The sequence below is a fragment of the [Actinomadura] parvosata subsp. kistnae genome (assembly GCF_900323885.1).
Taxonomy (GTDB): domain Bacteria; phylum Actinomycetota; class Actinomycetes; order Streptosporangiales; family Streptosporangiaceae; genus Nonomuraea; species Nonomuraea composti.
The window spans coordinates 760,109-777,031 of sequence record NZ_OOHJ01000006.1; the positions used below are offsets into that span (position 1 = coordinate 760,109).

18 protein-coding genes are annotated in these 16,923 nt (G+C 72.4%); 7 read left to right on the top strand and 11 right to left on the bottom strand.

The window, feature by feature from the left end; all coding sequences use genetic code 11:
• Positions 1 to 421: 421 nt before the first annotated feature.
• Entirely contained in the window at positions 422 to 1,198 is a 777-nt protein-coding gene (locus tag KIS93_RS07420) for a helix-turn-helix domain-containing protein (RefSeq protein WP_329607766.1), read from the bottom strand.
• 106 nt (positions 1,199 to 1,304) lie between these two features.
• Here KIS93_RS07420 and KIS93_RS07425 point away from each other — a divergent pair, with 106 nt between their 5' ends.
• Together KIS93_RS07425 and KIS93_RS07430 are read left to right on the top strand one after the other, a co-directional pair.
• Entirely contained in the window at positions 1,305 to 1,616 is a 312-nt protein-coding gene (locus tag KIS93_RS07425; protein ID WP_222107312.1) for a hypothetical protein, read from the top strand.
• 41 nt (positions 1,617 to 1,657) lie between these two features.
• Positions 1,658 to 1,894 carry a hypothetical protein gene (locus KIS93_RS07430; protein WP_222107313.1) on the top strand — a complete coding sequence of 79 codons (237 nt, stop codon included), beginning with the start codon at positions 1,658 to 1,660 and terminating at the stop codon, positions 1,892 to 1,894.
• A gap of 368 nt (positions 1,895 to 2,262) precedes the next feature.
• On the opposite strand, the gene KIS93_RS07435 is transcribed toward KIS93_RS07430, so the two are convergent.
• The 3 genes from KIS93_RS07435 to KIS93_RS07445 form a co-directional block, all read right to left on the bottom strand.
• Positions 2,263 to 3,075 carry a class I SAM-dependent methyltransferase gene (locus tag KIS93_RS07435; RefSeq protein ID WP_080038734.1) on the bottom strand — a complete coding sequence of 271 codons (813 nt, stop codon included), beginning with the start codon at positions 3,073 to 3,075 and terminating at the stop codon, positions 2,263 to 2,265.
• Between the two features lie 9 nt (positions 3,076 to 3,084).
• The gene (locus KIS93_RS07440; protein WP_186403953.1) at positions 3,085 to 3,276 is read right to left on the bottom strand and encodes a hypothetical protein; all 192 of its coding nucleotides are present in this window, start codon (positions 3,274 to 3,276) and stop codon (positions 3,085 to 3,087) included.
• 207 nt (positions 3,277 to 3,483) lie between these two features.
• A complete protein-coding gene (locus tag KIS93_RS07445) occupies positions 3,484 to 4,413 on the bottom strand; it encodes an alpha/beta hydrolase (protein ID WP_080038735.1) in 930 nt (309 codons plus the stop codon).
• A gap of 146 nt (positions 4,414 to 4,559) precedes the next feature.
• Here KIS93_RS07445 and KIS93_RS07450 point away from each other — a divergent pair, with 146 nt between their 5' ends.
• Positions 4,560 to 5,372 (top strand): hypothetical protein, encoded by an 813-nt coding sequence (locus tag KIS93_RS07450; protein WP_080038736.1) that lies wholly within the window; start codon positions 4,560 to 4,562, stop codon positions 5,370 to 5,372.
• Between the two features lie 13 nt (positions 5,373 to 5,385).
• Here KIS93_RS07450 and KIS93_RS07455 read toward each other — a convergent pair whose 3' ends face one another.
• From KIS93_RS07455 to KIS93_RS07475, 5 genes are read right to left on the bottom strand one after another with little or no spacing between them, the layout of a single operon-like run.
• Positions 5,386 to 5,853: a hemerythrin domain-containing protein gene (locus KIS93_RS07455; protein WP_080038737.1), complete on the bottom strand. Its 468-nt coding sequence runs from the start codon at positions 5,851 to 5,853 to the stop codon at positions 5,386 to 5,388.
• A gap of 12 nt (positions 5,854 to 5,865) precedes the next feature.
• A complete protein-coding gene (locus KIS93_RS07460) occupies positions 5,866 to 6,654 on the bottom strand; it encodes an NAD(P)H-binding protein (protein ID WP_080038738.1) in 789 nt (262 codons plus the stop codon).
• Entirely contained in the window at positions 6,651 to 7,403 is a 753-nt protein-coding gene (locus KIS93_RS07465; protein WP_080038739.1) for a PadR family transcriptional regulator, read from the bottom strand. The genes KIS93_RS07460 and KIS93_RS07465 overlap by 4 nt, the downstream gene beginning before the upstream one ends.
• A 49-nt stretch (positions 7,404 to 7,452) precedes the next feature.
• Positions 7,453 to 8,124, bottom strand: a complete 672-nt coding sequence (locus tag KIS93_RS07470; RefSeq protein WP_080038740.1) for a 2-phosphosulfolactate phosphatase — start codon at positions 8,122 to 8,124, stop codon at positions 7,453 to 7,455.
• Positions 8,125 to 8,127: 3 nt separating this feature from the next.
• A complete protein-coding gene (locus tag KIS93_RS07475) occupies positions 8,128 to 8,694 on the bottom strand; it encodes a TetR/AcrR family transcriptional regulator (RefSeq protein ID WP_246005214.1) in 567 nt (188 codons plus the stop codon).
• A 105-nt stretch (positions 8,695 to 8,799) separates the two neighbouring features.
• Between KIS93_RS07475 and KIS93_RS07480 the strand changes: the two genes are divergently transcribed.
• Positions 8,800 to 9,978 carry a cytochrome P450 gene (locus tag KIS93_RS07480; protein WP_080038742.1) on the top strand — a complete coding sequence of 393 codons (1,179 nt, stop codon included), beginning with the start codon at positions 8,800 to 8,802 and terminating at the stop codon, positions 9,976 to 9,978.
• Positions 9,979 to 10,073: 95 nt separating this feature from the next.
• On the opposite strand, the gene KIS93_RS07485 is transcribed toward KIS93_RS07480, so the two are convergent.
• Positions 10,074 to 10,820, bottom strand: coding sequence for an FAD-dependent monooxygenase (locus KIS93_RS07485; protein WP_246005215.1), 747 nt, complete (start codon positions 10,818 to 10,820; stop codon positions 10,074 to 10,076).
• Between the two features lie 252 nt (positions 10,821 to 11,072).
• Complete coding sequence (locus tag KIS93_RS64780; protein ID WP_246005216.1) at positions 11,073 to 11,222, bottom strand: FAD-dependent monooxygenase; 150 nt, start codon at positions 11,220 to 11,222, stop codon at positions 11,073 to 11,075.
• A 53-nt stretch (positions 11,223 to 11,275) separates the two neighbouring features.
• Between KIS93_RS64780 and KIS93_RS07490 the strand changes: the two genes are divergently transcribed.
• From KIS93_RS07490 to KIS93_RS07500, 3 genes are all read left to right on the top strand, one after another.
• Positions 11,276 to 11,956, top strand: a complete 681-nt coding sequence (locus KIS93_RS07490) for a TetR/AcrR family transcriptional regulator (protein WP_080038744.1) — start codon at positions 11,276 to 11,278, stop codon at positions 11,954 to 11,956.
• Between the two features lie 69 nt (positions 11,957 to 12,025).
• Positions 12,026 to 13,828 (top strand): RNA ligase family protein, encoded by a 1,803-nt coding sequence (locus tag KIS93_RS07495; protein WP_080038745.1) that lies wholly within the window; start codon positions 12,026 to 12,028, stop codon positions 13,826 to 13,828.
• Complete coding sequence (locus KIS93_RS07500) at positions 13,828 to 16,776, top strand: RNA repair domain-containing protein (protein WP_080038746.1); 2,949 nt, start codon at positions 13,828 to 13,830, stop codon at positions 16,774 to 16,776. The genes KIS93_RS07495 and KIS93_RS07500 overlap by 1 nt, the downstream gene beginning before the upstream one ends.
• Positions 16,777 to 16,923 lie beyond the last annotated feature (147 nt).

Consider the following 16,923-nt stretch of genomic DNA (forward strand, 5'->3'; position numbering starts at 1 on the left):
GGCGGACAGGCAGCACAGGTCACCTGCTCACTACGTGAAACCGCCCACGAGGGCCCGGCGCCCGGGTTCGTGCCACGGGCCGTCAGGTAGAGCGTTGTCGCAGGTCACGACAGAGATTGTGCTTTACGGCACGGTGGGGTTCGGTTGGGCAGTCTGGCGCTCGCCGCCGCGATGACGGCATGCGGTTTCCTTCCTGGCCTGCCGAAGTGATCCACCGCTGGGCCTGCTGTCCTGCGGGCCACAGGCCTTGCGTGCGGTTTCACCTAGGAGCACCGCCATATAGAGAAGTTAGTGGCATACCACCGGAATATGCCCCACATAGGCTGCGCCGGAGCCGTGGCCGGACAGAATCACCGCACCATTACCGACAGGTAACCTCGTCGGCCAGCTTCTTCCCGGTCATCCGGAACGACGGGCTCGATCACGGATTGGCGGCACAACTCGGGCGCCACCATCTCTCCGAGGGGAGAACCCAGGCGGCCTGGCCGCGGTCGTCCGCGACGTACCAGTACTTGCTGCCGGAGGTTCCCTCCCGCAGCCGGACGGTGAGGAACTCGCCTCGGTGGAAGTACCGCCCAGTCTGCTCTCCGGCCGGCGTCCGGGCTGACAAGGTCTCCGCCGTAACCTGATAACGATCACAAAGTGCGGGTGTCTCATCTGGGCTCCAGAGGTTGTACGCCCAGATCCCGGCCCCGATCAACGGTATGGCCGCCGCGGGCCACCAGCGGCGCAGCCGCCGCGGCGGCGAGGGTTCCAACGACGTGGACGGTTCTATCGGTTGCTGATCGTCGACGGGGGAGGGTCCGACCGGCTGATGATCGTCGTGTGAGGGGGCGGTCATCCGTACGGCGTGCTCGGCGCGCCGCCGGGCTGCCAGGTAGACGTGCTGTTGCTGAATCGGCAGTCCAGCGCGGTCGAGCATTGTCCGCAACGTCTGGTCTGGCGGGATGTCGCCGTTGAGATAGCGCGACCATGTGCTGTCGGAAATCCCGAGCACGTCGGCCTGTTCCCGCTGTGTTCTCTTCCGCGTCGCCTGCCCGAGTTTCCGCAGCAGTGCTACGAGTTCCCGGCAGGCATCCGGTGGGCGTGCGTCCCAGCCGCCTGCTCCCCGAGAAGGTCCCGCCGTCCCACTCATCCCGTTCCCATCCCATCGTTGTCGATGAAAACCGCAGGCCGACGGGCACGTGGGGATTCCCATGCATCCCACGTCCCGCCCGCGCTGGCGCAGGTTCGCGACACGGGAAATCGTGCCGTACGCAACCACCCCGCCGGGGTGGAACGACGAAGAAGGGGAGACTGACTCGATGCGAATCCGCAATCACCTCGCGCGTCTCACGCTGGGCGCTGGTGCGTTCGTGGCCCTGGTCGCCGGAACCGGCGCGGCCGCACACGCCGCTGGGCCCTACCCGTACGCGGGCAGTGACGACATCGGCCGTCGGCTCACAGTGTGCGCGACGGATCTGCAGGTACGGGATGTCGTGGGCGTCTTGCGGCGCGGTGATACCTTCACCGTGAAGGGCTTTGACGGCGCCTACAAGGAATGGGTGTACGGCTTCGCGTACGGCCGCGTCAACGCGCACGGCTGGGTACAGAACGGCTGGTTCTGCAACGCCTGACCAACCATGTCGCCGGGGCGGATTCCCTGCAGACCCTTGCCATGGTCGCCGAGTTCGAGGCCAACCTCGGGAACCTGCGCACCCGCGAAGGCATGGCCCTGGCCAAGAAGAACGGCAAGCTCAAGGGCGAGCAACCCAAACTGCCTGAACCCGCCCGGCGCTCCATCCGCCGCCGATACGCCGAGGGCGAGGTGTCCCTGGCCGACCTGGCCACCGAGTACAGCGTCGGACGCTCCACCATCCACCGCATCACCCACGGGCCAGAGACCGCCAGGTAGAGCGGTCGCACGCCGAAGCTGGACATCACCTTTTGCGCAAGATCATTCTCAGCGTCAACGGCTGTTCCTGGGTTCCTCAACCCCGGTACTGCCGCGTGGCGAAAATGCCTTCCACGTTGTGGGGCGTGGCGGAGATGCCTTCACGTTGCGGCAGGTTGCGAGGTGCGTTTGGCGTAGTGGGGCAGGGCAGAGATGCGTTCGGCGGGGCGGGCTGTCTTGGATGTGCCGGCGGAGGGCGGTTCGGCGGGCGGGGGTGGCCGTGGGAGGGTGGGTGAACGGAAACGTGCGCCAGGATATGGCGTGCGATCTTGTTGTCGGCGTGCTCGCGTACGTTTTCGCCGCTTGTCGGCACCGTCGCCCGTGCGGGCTCAGAAGCGGTAGCGGAGGATGCGGGCGCCTTGTCGGGACAGGGTCGTGCTGCGGGCGGTGAGACGGGTCAGGGCGCGCAGGGGTTGCGGGAAGCTGGCTGTTTCCGGGGCGCGGGTGAGGATCTGCTCCTCGATCAGTTCGAGGCCGGCGCCCCAGGACTCCGGTTCGTGGGGGTCGTCGAAGCCCTGGGCGGCTTTGATGCCGAGCGCCTTGATGGTCGGGTGGTACTTCATGGCCCAGGCGGCGAAGCGGGTGTAGCCGTTGAGCGCGAGCTCGCCCGACGGGAAGTGGCCGGCCAGCGCGCGGGTCATCGACTGGAAGGAGTCGCCGGGCATGAAGGGGAGCAGCCCCTCGGCGACGATCATCGCCGGCCGGTCACCGGGGATGGCGGTGAGCCAGTCGGAACGGGTGAGGTCGGCTCCGACCAGGTGGGAGCGGCCGGGCAGGCATTTCGATCGCAGCTGCACCACTTCCGGGAAGTCGACGTCGTACCAGTCGACGCCGGGCGGAGGAGCGCAGCGGAACACCCTGGTGTCGAGGCCGCAGCCCAGGTCGAGGACCACGCATCCGGGGTGAGCGGCGACGTAGGCGCGGACGACGTCGTCGAGCTTCTTGGCGCGCAGTGCGGTGGTGAGGACGAGGTTGGGTTTGACCTTCAGCTTGCCGAAGTCGTAATCGATGCTGCTGTCCAGGTCGGCGGAGAGCGTGTCGCCGAGGATCGGGCTGGGCTGCCGGGCGTCCAGGGCTCTGGCGTGGAGGGTGAGCAGCAGGGTTTCCTGGATCAGCCCGAGCTTGGGTCGCCAGCGGTGCATGGGGGTTCCTTAACGGCGTAGCGGATGACGGGTCGCGATGTGCTGCAGCCACGTCAGAGAGTGGTGGGCGGCTTTGATGCGTTCGGTGCGGTGTCCCTCGCCGCCGCCCGCGATGTCGAGCCCTTCGTCGGCGATCTCGCCGAACGTGCTGAGGCTTTCGAGCTTGCGCTGGATGACCTTCTGCCAGGCGTCGTCCTTCATGCGGTAGTCAGGAGACGCGACCCCCAGGCCGATGGCCGTGAGGCCCGGCCGGCCTGGATCACGTCCGTGATCTGGCCGGCGGACTGCTGGGGCCGGATCGCAGGTCATGAGCCGGCCGAGGGTGCGTCCGGTGATGGGACCCGTCCCACCCACCTGCTGTTCCTCAGTGGTCATGGTCGCGTTCTCCGGTGTTGATCGGGTGCCGGTTCACTGGGTCATGGCGGCCACCTGCTCGTAGGTGGGTGTCGGGGTGATGTCCGCGAGCCGCGTCCTGCGCAGGTAGAGGTCGAACCAGTCGATCGCGAGCGCCATCGCCTCCTCCAGGCCGGGGCCGGTGTAGAGGCCGAGCACGTCGTACGGCAGCACCGCGAGCCGCTTGGGCTCGCCCGCCCTGGCGAAGGCGCTCTGCGCCTCCTCGAGCATGTGGTACGGGTCCCAGCCGCCGTTGGCGATCATCAGCAGCGGCGTCGGCGCGAGCCGGTGGATGAGGTTCTCCGGGGCGAAGGTGAGCAGGTGCTCGGCCGAGTCGAGGGTCTTCTCGTTGCGGTACGTGGGAAACAGGCGGGTCGACATGTCCGGGGTGTCCTTCACGGTGTCGCCCTCCAGCGTCAGGTGCGGCACGCGGGCGCTCTGCCCGCCTTCGTAGCGCCGCTGCCAGTCCTCCTGCAGCCGGTCGCGCAGCTCATGGACGCCGGCCCGGCCCAGGAGGCGTTCCAGGTACCGCCATCCGTTCCACACGCTGGGGCTCTGCACCACGACGCACTTGATGCGCCGGTCGAGCACGGCGGCCTGGGCCGCCACCGAGCCGCCGATGCTCACCCCCCACACCCCGATCCGCTCCGGCTGCACTTCGGGACGGGACTGCAGGTAGGACACGGCGCTGCGGAAGTCCTCCACCTGCCGCTCCGGGTGGTCGAGGCGGCGCGGCTCGCCTTCGCTGGAGCCGACTGTGCGGTAGTCGATGGCCAGCACCGCGAAGCCGGCTTTGACGAAGTACGGCGCGAAGAAGGCCAGCGCCTCTTTCACCATCACCCCGCTGTGCCCGAGCACCAGGCCGGGGGCCGGGTCGTTCGTCTCGGGGAGGTAGAGGTCGCCGGCGCAGCGGGTGCCGAGGCTGTTGAAGGTCACGTGTTCCATGGCTTGCTCCGTGCTTAGTAGCTAGTTATTTCAAACATGACTGAAATAGCTAGCAATGTCAATGCGAGCTTCGCCCCTGCTGGACGGGGTGGCTGGATGAACCCTCCAGGCCGGCGGCACGTCCCATTGATGTGAAGAGATCGCGTTTGGCCGTCATCGCGGTGCTCGCGGCGTTGTGCGCCTGCGGCCCGTCCGGTGCCGGCCCGGTGCCCGCGGCGGCCGGGACCGAGACGATCGTGTTGCGGCGGGCCGATCAGCCCCAAGCGCATCGGTCCACCCTGGAGCGGCTCAAGCGAGAGGCGGCGGCGTCGGGCCGGCCTCTGGAGGAGGTCGTCAAGCGGTACGCGGCCCGGGTGGCCGCCACCTCGTCGCCCAGGCCGACGGACTTCGAGGGGTACGACCCCGCAGCGACCGACCCGGACGTGGTGATCGACGGCATTCCCTACGCCGAGCTGGTCGACCTCGGAGCCGTCGCCCGGGCGGAGGGCATCTCCTACGAGGAGGCCATCGACCGCTTCGGCTCGCAGTCGTCCAACAGCCGGGTGATCGACGAACTCAATGCGGAGTTCCCTGACGAGATCTCCGGCATCAGATACGTCGACGACCAGCGGGGGCTGCGTATCGGCTTCAAGGGGCCCATCCCGGCTCGCGCGCTCGAGCTGGCCAGAACCCTCCCCATGGAGGTCACCCTGGTCGGCCGTAAGGGGTTTTCGGCCGCGGAGCTCCGGGAGGCCCAGGACACGGTCGTCTCCTGGCTCCGGTCCCGTCCTGAGGTGGCCACCATGATGGCGCACTCGGATGAGGAGACCGGCCAGGTCAAGGTGACAGTCCAGCCGAAGGTGATGCCGGACGATGCCGCGGAGTTCACGCGCGGGCTTCAGCTCCCGGATCTGGGCAATCCGCGCATCAGCGTCGAGGTCACGCTCTCCGCCGAACCGGTCGCCGTCCGGCAGCAGTGAGGCGCATCGCCGGTCAGATGTCGCCGAACATCCGGGTCCTGTCGCTTTCCGGTGCGTCGAGCGTGCGAAGTGCTTGGTTCAGGGAGCCTTCCTCGAAGCCGAAATGCGCCTTCATCGCGGCCTTGATGTCGTTGATCTGCAGGAAGAGCTGTTGCGGCGAGGTCTGCGGGTCGTCGAGGCTCAGCTGGAAGTCGGTCAGGAGGCGGGCGAGGAGTTCGTGCTCGCGGCTCAGGCGGGCGATCGTGGGCTCCAGCTCGGGCAGGTGCCGGAGCAAGGCGGGGAAGAAGTCGCTGTCCTCGCTGCGGTGGTGGCTGCCCAGGGCGGAGCAGAAGGTGTAGCAGAAGTCGCGGAGCTCGGGGTTGAGGCTCTGGGCGCGTCGGCCGGAGCGGAGGGCGCTGCGGGCGTCCTCCAGAGCTTTTTCCAGGCGGTGGTGGACGTCCTGCAGCTCCCGGTGCCAGGCGAAGATGCGGTGGCGCAGCATGACGAACGGCGCTCAGCGGAAGTCGTCGGCGTGCTCGTCGGCCCACTGCGCGAAGCTGCGGGCGGGCAGGCCGGTGAGCTGCTCGACGGTGGGGGACACGGTGGCGGGCACTCCGTCGGTGGCGGCCCACAGGGTCAGCAACTCGTCGATGACGGGGGCGGGCACGCCGTGGCGGGCCAGGCGTTCGCGGGCCTGGTCCGGGGTCTCCTCGATGAAGGTGATCTCGCGGCCCAGTGCGCGGGCGAGGATGGCGACCTGCTCGCGGAAGGTCAGCGACTGCGGCCCGGTGAGGGCGTAGCGGCGGCCCGCGTGTCCGCCCTTGAGCGCGAGCGCGGCGACGGCGGCGAGGTCGGCCTCGTGGATGGGGGCGGTCGCCGCGTCCGGGTACGGGGCGCGGACCGTGCCCTGGTATCGGATCATGTCGCCCCAGTGGCGCAGCGCGTTGGCGGCGTAGGCGTTGGGGCGCAGGTGGGTCCATTCCAGGCCGGCGTCGGTGAATGGCCGCTCCACGCGTTCGGGGTCGTCGTCGAGGCCGGAGACCACCACGACGCGCTTGACTCCGGAACGTACGGCGGCTGCGGCGAAGCCGTCGGCGGTCCGGGCGGCGGAGAACAGGTACACCGCTTCCACGCCGTCCAACGCCGCCGCCGAGGTGGGCTCGCCGGCGATCACCTGCACGTCGGGCGGGAGGTTCGCGGTGTCGGGACGGCGGCTTAGCGCGCGCACCTGGGCGCCGTCCGCGCGTAACAGGGAGATGAGGCGCCGGCCCGCTAAGCCGGTCGCTCCGGTCACCAGGATCATCCTTGCCGTCCTTCCGCTGTCGGTGCGGGATCGGGGTCGTTCGGGGCTTCCGTCGTGGGCGCTTGGCCGCGGCCATGAGCGGCTTCCGCCGTCGGCGCTTGGCCGCCGCTATGAGTGGCTTCTGTCGTGGGCGCTTGGTCGCGGTCGTGGGCGGCTTCCGTCGTCGGTGCTCCGCCGTGAACGCGTTCCGTCGTCGGTGGCCGGGCACGACCGTTCGCGGCGAGCAGGACCGGTAGCTGCTCCAGCAGGCTCTCGTGCCAGGCGATCTCCGCCCGCAGCCGCGCCGTCGTGTGGTCGAAGGTCATCGGCTCCAGCCCGCGCAGGTACGGCTCGGCCTGCTCGCGCTGGTGCAGCCAGGCCGTCAGCCGGGCGACCAGCGCGTCACGGCGGGCGCCGATCAGCGCCCGCAGGTCCTGTTCGGTGAGGTCGTCGGCGTAGTGGAGCGCGAGGTCCACCGGGTCGGGCCGCAGCCGGACCTCGCGCAAGGCCCTGTCGCGCAGCGCGATGAACTCCTCGTGCCCGGCCTGGGTGAGCGCGTACACCGTCCGGGCCGGGCCCGCCCCCTGCTCGGTGCGGACGACCTCGATCGCGCCCTCGGCGACCAGCCGGTGCAGCGCCCCGTACAGGGAGCCGACCTTGATGTCGGTCCACAGCTCGGTGCGGTCGAGCTGCGCCTGCCTGCGGATCTGGTGGCCGTGCATGGGGCCGCGCAGCAGGGCGCCGAGCACGAACAGCCGCGCGTCACTCACCCGACTACTCAAACACGAGTAGTGAAGGCCGGTCAACCACGACTGGGGCTCAGCGGAGCGGGCGCAGGACCATGAGCGAGCCTTCCAGGGCCGCCACCATGGCGAAGGGGAACCGGTCGACCTCCAGGCAGAGCGCGACGTCATCGGGATGGACCCCCTGACGTATCCCCTCCGCCAGCTCGAACGCGGCCCGCGACCCGGCCGCGCGGCGGACGAACGCGGCGGCGTCCGTCCCGGCGTCGGTGGCCCTGCGGGCGATGTACTGGGCGCAGGCCAGGTCTTCGTCGGCCTGACCGTCTTCGCCGGTGACCACGTACGTGACGCTGTCGCTCCCGCGCGCCCGCAGGACCCGTGCCGTGGCCTCCGCCACCACGAAGGAGGCGCACAGCACCAGCGGTGACTCCTTGACGGCGAGGGCGCCCACCGTTCCGGCGGTGGTCTTCTGCACGACGGTCCGCCCGCCGACGTCGAGCGAGCGCAGCAGGCCCGGGGAGTTGACGGCGTCGAAGCCGGGGGCGGGCGGGCCGTCCTTGAGCGCCACCCAGTCCGGGTGGCGGGCCTTGAGGGCGAGGGCCGCGTCCAGCGACTCCGCGAGGACGATTTTCTCCGCCCCTCGGGCGAAGGCCCAGGCGGCCACGGTGAAGGCGCGCATGACGTCGACCACGACCGCCACGGGCGGCACTTCGGTCAGGTCGGCGATGCCGAGGAAACGAGCGTCCATCGGTCACCGCCGGGCCGTGGGAGGGTGGGCGGCGGCCATGATGCCGTGCACGGCCTGGCTGATGCGCTCGGCGGCGTGCTCGGGGTCGGGCCGGCCGGCGTCGAGCCAGGCGATGACGGCGTCGAGGGTGAAGCCGGGGATCAGGTCGGCGGCCCAGTCGAGCCACGGGCCCTCCGGGATGACGCGGGCCAGGTTGCGGCGGCCGACCTCGCGGGAGGCGGCGGTGATGGAGTCGATCAGGTCGCGGAAGTCGGGCTCGCGGGCGGCGTGGCGGAACAGCAGCCGGAACCCGTCGGGGTCGGCGGCGGCGGCGCGCAGCAGGGCGGGGATGGCGTCGTCGCCGAAGTCGTCGGCGCCGGTGGCCTCGGTCAGGCGGGTGCACGCGCGGTCGAGCACCGCCCGGTACAGGTCGGCCTTGGAGTCGAAGTGCCGGTACAGCATGGCGCGGGTCAGCTCGGCCTCGGCGGCGATGTCGTCGAGGCCGGTGGCGGTGTAACCGGCGCGGGCGAACGCGCGGGTGGCCGCGTCGAGGATCTGCTCGCGCCGCTCCGCGCGGCGCAGCCGCCGCACCGGCGGGGCGCGGCGGCCTCGGGGTTGCTCATCAGCCCTCCACTTGTAGAAGGCAAAGTATACATGTAGCTTTTTATACGTCAGAGTATACATCTTGGAGGGCTCATGTCGCACGCCCCCGTCCAGCTGCCGTACGAGCAGCCCGACCCGATGCGGCCCGCGCCCCTGCTGCGCGAGCTGCAGGCCCGCGGCCCCATTCACGCCATCCGCACCGCCGTCGGCCATCCCGGCTGGCAGGTGACCGGTTATGAGGAGGTGCGCGCCCTGCTCGACGACGACCGGCTCGGCCGTGCCCACCGCGAGCCGGACAAAGCGTCCAGGACGGGGGAGTCGGCGATGTTCGGCGGCCCGATGGGCGACTTCGACACCGAGCAGGCCGACCACCGGCGCATGCGTTCCCTGCTCCAGCCGCACTTCTCGCCGAAGCGGATGCGCGCGCTGCGCGCCCGCGTCGAGACGCTCACCGCCGGCCTGCTGGACGAGCTGGCCGCCGCCGGGCCGCCCGCCGACCTGCACGCCGCCCTCGCGCTGCCGCTGCCCATCGCGGTCATCTGCGAGCTGCTCGGCGTGCCGTACGAGGACCGCGCCCGGTTCCGGGCCTGGACGCAGGCCGCCGGCGACATCACCGACCGGGCCCGCTCCGAGCAGGGCCTGACCGAGCTCTTTCTGTACGGCCAGCAACTGGTGGCGCGCAAAAGGGCCGAAGGCGGCACCGACGTGATCTCCCGGCTGGCCGCCACCGAGGGGGTCAGCGACGACGAGGCGGCCGCGATGGGCATGTTCCTGCTGTTCGCGGGGCACGAGACCACGGTCGCCGCCATCGACGAGGGCGCGCTGTGGCTGCTGGCCCACCCCGAGCAGTGGCAGGCGCTGGTGAAGGATCCGTCGCTGGTCGAGGCAGCGGTGGAGGAGATCCTGCGCGCGCCCGGCTCGGGCGGGGGCGGCATCCCGCGCTACGCCCGGGAGGATCTGGAGATCGCGGGCGTACGGGTGCGCGCCGGCGACCTGGTGCTGCTGGACGTCGGCGCGGCCAACCACGACGCCGCCGTCTTCGACGACCCCGACCGCTTCGACGTCGGCCGCGCCGCCGTCCCGCACCTGAGCTTCGGCCACGGCGCCCGCTACTGCATCGGCGCGCCCCTGGCCCGTATCGAGCTCCAGGTGGTCTTCTCCCAGCTCGCCGCCCGCTTCCCCGGCCTGGAGCTGGGCTGCGCGACCGGCGAGCTGACCTTCAACGCGAACGTGCTGACCGGCGGCCTGACCGCGCTTCCCGTTCGCTGGTGACCGGCGTGGCAGGCACGCACGCTGAGCAGCGGATGGCGTCGGAGTAACGCTCCCCGGCCACGTGCTGGACAGCAACGCGGGCTGGGGCATGCGCGTCAGGAGGGCTGCAGCTCGTCGAAGAGGGCGAGGGCGTCGGCGGGGTCGGGGCTGACGAGGCGGTCCAGGCCGGCCATCGTCATCTCCGCCCACTTGCCGGCCCGGGCCTGCATCTGCTCCTCGAAGGCGCGAACCGCCTCGTCCAGCGCGCCCGGGGCGGCGGCGGCCACGGCCTCGGCGAGCTCGGCGCCCTCGAGCATCGCGAGGTTCGCGCCCACGCCCAGTGGCGGCATCAGGTGGGCGGCGTCGCCGAGGAGCGTCACCCCGGGCACGTGGGGCCAGGTGTGGGGTGCGGGCAGGACGTGCAGGGGGCGGTGGAAGAAGGCGGTGCCGTGGCGGAGGAGGTCGAGGAGGGGTTCGGCCCAGCCGTCGAACAGCGCCAGCATGGCCGAGCGCACCGCCTCCGCGTCGTCCAGGTCCACGGCGGTGGCCGGGCCCAGGTGCGGGGGCGGGTTCTCGTGCCAGTCCAGGGGTGCGCGGAACTGGGCGTACACCTTGACGTGGCCGCCGCTGTTGCGCTGGGCGACCAGGGCGCGGTTGGCCCCGTACGCGGCCATCGAGCCGTCGCCGACCAGGCGGGCGAGGTCGGGGTGGCGGTGGTCGATGTCGTCCAGGGACGTCTCTACGTAGGTCACGCCGGTGTAGTACGGCGTCGCGGGTGAGAGGGCCGGGCGTACTCGGGACCAGGAGCCATCGGCACCCACCACCAGGTCGAACGTCTCCTGCCGCCCGTCCGCGAACCGCACCAGCGCGCCGTCCGCGCCCCCGGCACCACCTCTGTGACGCCCCGCCCCCACTGGACGTCCAGGGGCCGAGCAGCAGGTCGCGGAGCTGGCCGCGATCGATCTCGGGGTGCGCCGGGTCACCCGGACGGGGCTGCCAGTCGCGCAGGACGGACCCGTGCACGTCCAGGATGCGCATGGCCTCCCCCTCGGGACGGGCCAGTGCCTCGAACTCCGGCAGCAGCCCCGCCTTGTCCAGCGCGCGCTGGCCCATCCTCACGTGCAGGTCGAGCGTGCCGCCCAGGGGGCGGGCGTCGGGGGCGGGTCGCGTTCGAGGACGGTGACGGGGTGGCCGTGGCGGTGCAGGACGCGGGCGAACGTGAGACCGGCGGGACCGGCTCCGGCTACGGCGATACGTTGTCTCATATCGATACACTGTATTGGCGGATTACGGCGTATCGCAACAGTACGATGTAACCATGACTGTGTGGGACCGGCCCGAACCGCCCGCTCGCCCCGTACCACTCGACCGGGAGCGCATCGTGGCCGCCGCCGTCGCGCTGGCCGACGAGGGCGGCCTGGAGGCGGTGTCGCTGCGCAAGGTCGCCGCCCGGCTCGACGCCGGCCCGATGCGCCTGTACGGGTACATCGCCACCAAGGAAGAGCTGTTCGACCTCATGCTCGACGAGGTCTACGGCGAGATCCTGCCCGAGGAGCCGGCCCGCGACTGGCGGGAGGCGCTGCGCGGCCACGCCCACCGCACCCGGCAGGCCAGCCTGCGCCACCAGTGGCTGGCCGACCTGCTCGGCGGCCGGCCCACCCTGGGCCCCAACGCCCTCGCCGTGACCGAGGCCATGCTGTCCGCCCTCGACGGCGTCGCCGACCTCGACACCGTCATGCGCGCCGTCGAGACCGTCAGCGCGTACCTCACCGGCGCGATCAGGCGCGAGATCGCGAGCCTGCGCGCCGAGCAGGCCACCGGCCTGTCCGAGCGCGACTGGCAGCGCGCGCACGGCCCGCACGTTTCGCGCATGCTGGCCACCGGACGTTTCCCGGCGCTGGCCAAGCTCGTGCACGACGGCACGGAACTCGACCCGGAGACCACCTTCGCCACCGGGCTGGAATGGGTCCTCGACGCCGTGGCCGCCAAGCTCGCCTGACGGTTTATTGGCTGGAGGGGCCCGTCACGCCGCTTGTACAGTGATCTCCGGCCGGACGGGGGAGGGATCATGCGCGTGCACTATCCGCGCACCCCGCACCTGCCCTGGTCGCCGGGCGTGACCCCCGACGACGTGCGCGCGGGCGACCTGTCCGGGCTGCGCGGGCGCGAGGTCGTCGTCACCGAGAAGCTCGACGGCGAGAACACCACCCTCTACCCGGACGGGCTGCACGCCCGGTCGCTCGACTCCGGCCACCACCCGTCCCGGGCCTGGGTGAAGGGCCTGCAAGGGCGGGTCGGCGGGCGGATCCCCCAAGGGTGGCGGGTGTGCGGCGAGAACATGTACGCCCGCCACTCCCTCGCCTACCACGAGCTGGACAGCTGGTTCTACGGGTTCTCCGTGTGGGCCGGCGACCGCTGCCTCGGCTGGGACCGGACCGTCGCCTTCCTGCGCGGGCTCGGGATCCCCGTGCCGCCCGTGTTGTGGCGGGGCGTCTTCGACGAGCGGGCGCTGCGGGGCCTGCGAATCGACCCGGAACGGCAGGAAGGGTACGTCGTGCGGACCGCCGAGGGGTTCGGGCGGGAGGAGTTCGCGGGGCGGGTGGCCAAGTGGGTGCGGCGGGAGCACGTGCGCACGGACACGCACTGGATGCACGCCGCGGTGGTGCCGAACGGGCTCGGCGCCGGGGCGGCGCTGTGGGCGGTGCGGTCCGGGGCGACTCCGGACGCCGGTGCGCTGCTGACGGCACTCGACCTTCCGGCTGAGATGGCGGACGACGTGACGGCCGGCCTGGTGGGCGAAGCGGTGGCTGAGGTGGCCGCGCGGCTGGATGTGATCGGGCGGTGGGGGGACGCGCGGCTGGCCGGGGTGCTGGCGGCCCTGCTGCACGACCGGCCGCGGGCCTGGGTGGCGGCGCGGCTGGCTGAGCCGCTGGGCATGGCTTGGGCGCGGCGGGTGGCGGACCTGGTGGGGCTGCACGGCGGGTTGCGGCGGCCGTTCCCGGACGAGGCGCGGCAGGCGGGGTTACGGCGGATGGCGCTGGCCGCGGACCTGAGGGTGCTGCATGCGGTGGCGGCGTCCGTCCAGGCTGGCGCGGCGCTCGTCTCTGCCGATATGCCCGCCGATGAGGCGTTCGTCCCGGCGGAGGGAACCGCCGATGAGGCGCGGGAGCAGGTTGAATGGTCGGCGCTCCATGCCGAGGAGGCGGGGCTGCTCGGGCCGGACCCGCTGGGGCCGCTGCGCGACGGGCTGCGTGCTGAGCTGGCCGGGCTCGACGCGGTGGCGGCCGACCGGTGCTGGGCGGAGGCGCGCGACGCCTGGGCCGAGGGCAGGCTGAGCACGGCCGAGGAGGCCGTGGCGGCGACGTGGCGGTGGCGGTCGGGCCGGTTCCCCCGGCTGGTGCACCTCGTCGGGCCGTCGGGCAGCGGGAAGAGCACGTTCGCGGCCGGGCTGGAGGGGATCGACGCGTACGTGTCGCTGGACGACCTGCGCGACGCCCGCGGCTCGCGAGCCGACCAGCGGGCCAACCAGGAGGTGCTCGGCGAGGCGCTGCACCGGCTCGACGCCGCCCTCGCGGCCGGCGGCACCGTCGTGTGGGACGCCACCTCGCTCAACCAGCACCAGCGCGGCCTCGTCCACCAGGTGGCGCGCAGCCGCGACGCGCTGACGACGCACGCGGTCGTGCTGGTGGAGGAGGACGAGCTGCACCGCCGCAACGCCCGCCGCGCCCATCCGGTGCCCGCGCACGTGCTGGCCGCGCAGTGGCGCCGGTTCGTCCCGCCGTATCCCGGTCAGGCCCATCGCACGTGGTACGTGGGGGCGCACGGCACCGTCGAGGACACGGACGGCGGCCTGTACGGGCAGGAGGCGTGATGCGTACCAGCGAGGAGATCTACCACCGGATCCGGTGGGACCCGAGGTTTGATCCGTCCCGGTTCGTCATGGGGGTGGGCCAGCGGGACGCCGACCCCAAACGGGTCGCGCTGCCCGCGTTCACCCCGGGAGGGGACATTCCGTGGCATCGGGTGCTGTTCGTGGAAGCGGACGGGGAGCTGGTGTGGGACCGGGCGACGGGGCTCGACCGGCTCGACACCTGCGCGGCCGGCCGGGTCCGGGACGCCCTCCTGCTGCGCCCGCCGTTCTTCACCGCCTCGACCCCGCACACCTGGGACCCGGCCGACGGCTGGCGCCCCGCCACCACCGGGAACGAGCCTGCCGGGCACGCGGCGGTTGGCCGGCGTCCCGCCGCCACCGGGCACGCGTCCGCCCCGCATGAGCCGTTGCGGGTTCTGACGTGGAACACGTTGTGGGATCGCTACGACAGTGACCGCATCGACACCGCGCGCCGACGTCCCCTGCTGCTCGCGGCCCTGGAGGAGGCCGGCGCAGATGTGATCGCGCTGCAGGAGGTCGAGCCCGCGCTGCTGTCGATGCTGCTGGCCGCCCCCTGGGTGCGCGACCGCTACACGGTGAGCACCGACCCGTACGGGACGGACGTGGACGACGCCGGGCTGCTGCTGCTCAGCCGGCTGCCCGTGCGGGAGGCGGCCCGGCACGAGCTGAGCCCGCACAAGGCGGTGGCCGCCGTCGTGGTGGACACCGCCACCGGGCCGCTCGTCGTCGCCGTCACCCACCTGACCAGCGACCATTCCGCCGACGGGCCGGCCAGGCGGCGGGCCGAGCTGGCCGCGATCGCCGAGGGGCTGGCCGGCGTGGACGGCGACGTGGTGCTGGCCGGCGACTTCAACGACGGCACCGACACCCCGGCGGCGGCGCTCGGCCTGCGGGACGCGTGGACGGAGGCGTACGGGCCGGACCGGACGCCCACGTTCGACCCGGCCGTGAACCCGCTCGCCGCCCTGGCGTCCCTGTCCGGGACGGCCGCGCGGCTGGACCGGATCCTGCTGCGGGGCCGCCCGCAGGTGGTCTCGGCGGCGCTGCGCGGCGACACGCCGGATCCCGGCGGGCTGTTCATCTCCGACCACTACGCGGTGGAGGCGGTGCTCGACCTCACGGGCGACGTTCGTGACCATGGGGTGCTCGACGTGCCCCCGACGGCGCGGACGGCGGTGGCGTGGCTGCCGCCCGCCGAGCTGTGGCCGGCCATCCAGGAGGTGCGCCGGGCCTACGATCCGCAGGTCCGCCGGTGGCCGCCGCACGTCAACCTGCTGTTCGGGTTCGTGCCGGAGTCGGAGTTCGAGGCGGCGGCGCCGTTGCTGAGCGCGGCGGCGGCCGAGGCGGGGCCGTTCACCGCCCGGCTGGAGGGCGTGCGGACGTTCCGGCATCGCGATCACGTGACCGCCTGGCTCGACCCGGCCGCCGACGACCCGGCCCCCTGGAGTCGCTTGTACGAGGCGTTGCGGCGGCGGTTCCCCCGGTGCAAGGGGCGTCCCGAGGGCTACACGCCGCACCTGACCCTCGGCCGCACCGAGGACCCGATCCGGCTGGACGCGATGACGGCGCAGGTGGGGGAGCTGGTGCTGCTGTCGCGCCGGGCCGACGAGCCGATGCGCCCGCGGGCGCGGATCGTGCTGGGCACGGGGGAGCTGCACTGGCTGCCCGACCCTGAAGCGACCGGCGAGAACCCTGACGTGCTGAAAAGCGGCGAGAACCCTACCGATGAGCACACCTCGGGCGCTCCGGGCGTGACCCGGCGGCTGCGGGAGGCGCTGGAGCCCGGCGTGGTGCACGTCGTCGGGTCGCGGCGCATGGGCTGCGCGCTGCCCGGCGCGGACCTGGACCTGGTGGCCGTGCTGCCCGGCGAGCCGGACCTCGCCGAGGTCGAGACGCGGGTGCGCGCGGCACTGCCGGAGGTGTCCCGGTTGCGGCGGGTGGTGGGCGCCCGGGTGCCGGGCCTGCGCCTGCGTACGGGCGCCCTCGACGTGGACCTGACCGTGGTGCCGTCCGGCACGCTCCCACCCGAGCAGGCCGTGACCCGCCGGGCCGAACTCGGCCAGGCTGCGGCCACTGCCTTGAGCGCAATGAGCGACGCGGACGCCGTCCTACGAGCGGTGGGCGCGGTGAGCGACGCGCACGCCGGGCCGGTGAGCGACGCGCACGCCTGGCCGGTGAGCGACGCGGATGCCGTTCTGGGCGCGGCCGGTGCGGATCACGCCGCCTCCGCCGGCTCGGGCCACGCTGCGTTCGCTCGCCTGGCCAGGCAGGTGAAGGCCTGGGCACGGGCAAGGGGGCTGGACAGCGCGCCGTTCGGCGGGCTGCCCGGCCTGGCCTGGACGATCATGGCCGCGCGGACCGCGCACGGCGACGGCGACCCGCTCAGCCGGTTCTTCGGTACGTGGGCCGCGTGGGACTGGCGGGAGCCGATCAGCCTCGCCCCTGACGTGACGATCGTGGAGCCCGCGCCCGTCGTGGTCCTGACGCCCAGCGCCCCCGTACGCAACTGCGCCCGCCAGATCACCCCCGGCGGCCTGGAGTTGCTGACCCAGGAGCTGTACCGGGCGTGGGAGCTCGTGGAGGACGGCCGCGCCGCCGAGCTGACGGCCCCGCCACCCCTGCACCGCAGGCACGCCGCCTGGGCGGTGGTGACCGTCCGCTCCGGAGAGCTCGACGCGCTGCTCGGCCGGATCAGGGGGCGGATGCTGGAGCTGATCGGCGCCCTGGAGGAGGCCGGGGTGCCGGACGCGCACGCCTGGCCGCGCCCGTTCGACACCGGCCCCCACCAGGCCCGCTACGCCATCGGCCTGGGCCGCACGCCGCCGCCGGCCGCCCGGCTCACCGAGATCGCCCGCCGCTGGGCCGGCGACCTACCCGGCGTCACGGTCGAGCACGCCGACGGCGGCACCGTTCCCACGCTGCGCTGACCCTCACCCGGCAGACTGGGACGCGGCCTGCGCGGTGGCGGAGCCCGCGTCCGTGGTGGAGGCCGGCTTCGTGGGTGAAGGCTGATTGTGCTGGTGAGTAGCAGCAGCGTTTGCTGATCAGTTTCGACAGCACTCGGGGCGTGGTCG

Excerpts from the sequence above, each read along its gene's own strand:
- KIS93_RS07420 (WP_329607766.1), bottom strand. The coding sequence starts at position 1,198 with ATGGGAATCCCCACGTGCCCGTCGGCCTGCGGTTTTCATCGACAACGA.
- KIS93_RS07425 (WP_222107312.1), top strand. The coding sequence starts at position 1,305 with ATGCGAATCCGCAATCACCTCGCGCGTCTCACGCTGGGCGCTGGTGCG.
- KIS93_RS07430 (WP_222107313.1), top strand. The coding sequence starts at position 1,658 with ATGGTCGCCGAGTTCGAGGCCAACCTCGGGAACCTGCGCACCCGCGAA.
- KIS93_RS07435 (WP_080038734.1), bottom strand. The coding sequence starts at position 3,075 with ATGCACCGCTGGCGACCCAAGCTCGGGCTGATCCAGGAAACCCTGCTG.
- KIS93_RS07440 (WP_186403953.1), bottom strand. The coding sequence starts at position 3,276 with ATGAAGGACGACGCCTGGCAGAAGGTCATCCAGCGCAAGCTCGAAAGC.
- KIS93_RS07445 (WP_080038735.1), bottom strand. The coding sequence starts at position 4,413 with ATGGAACACGTGACCTTCAACAGCCTCGGCACCCGCTGCGCCGGCGAC.
- KIS93_RS07455 (WP_080038737.1), bottom strand. The coding sequence starts at position 5,853 with ATGCTGCGCCACCGCATCTTCGCCTGGCACCGGGAGCTGCAGGACGTC.
- KIS93_RS07460 (WP_080038738.1), bottom strand. The coding sequence starts at position 6,654 with ATGATCCTGGTGACCGGAGCGACCGGCTTAGCGGGCCGGCGCCTCATC.
- KIS93_RS07470 (WP_080038740.1), bottom strand. The coding sequence starts at position 8,124 with ATGGACGCTCGTTTCCTCGGCATCGCCGACCTGACCGAAGTGCCGCCC.
- KIS93_RS07480 (WP_080038742.1), top strand. The coding sequence starts at position 8,800 with ATGTCGCACGCCCCCGTCCAGCTGCCGTACGAGCAGCCCGACCCGATG.
- KIS93_RS64780 (WP_246005216.1), bottom strand. The coding sequence starts at position 11,222 with ATGAGACAACGTATCGCCGTAGCCGGAGCCGGTCCCGCCGGTCTCACG.
- KIS93_RS07490 (WP_080038744.1), top strand. The coding sequence starts at position 11,276 with ATGACTGTGTGGGACCGGCCCGAACCGCCCGCTCGCCCCGTACCACTC.
- KIS93_RS07495 (WP_080038745.1), top strand. The coding sequence starts at position 12,026 with ATGCGCGTGCACTATCCGCGCACCCCGCACCTGCCCTGGTCGCCGGGC.
- KIS93_RS07500 (WP_080038746.1), top strand. The coding sequence starts at position 13,828 with ATGCGTACCAGCGAGGAGATCTACCACCGGATCCGGTGGGACCCGAGG.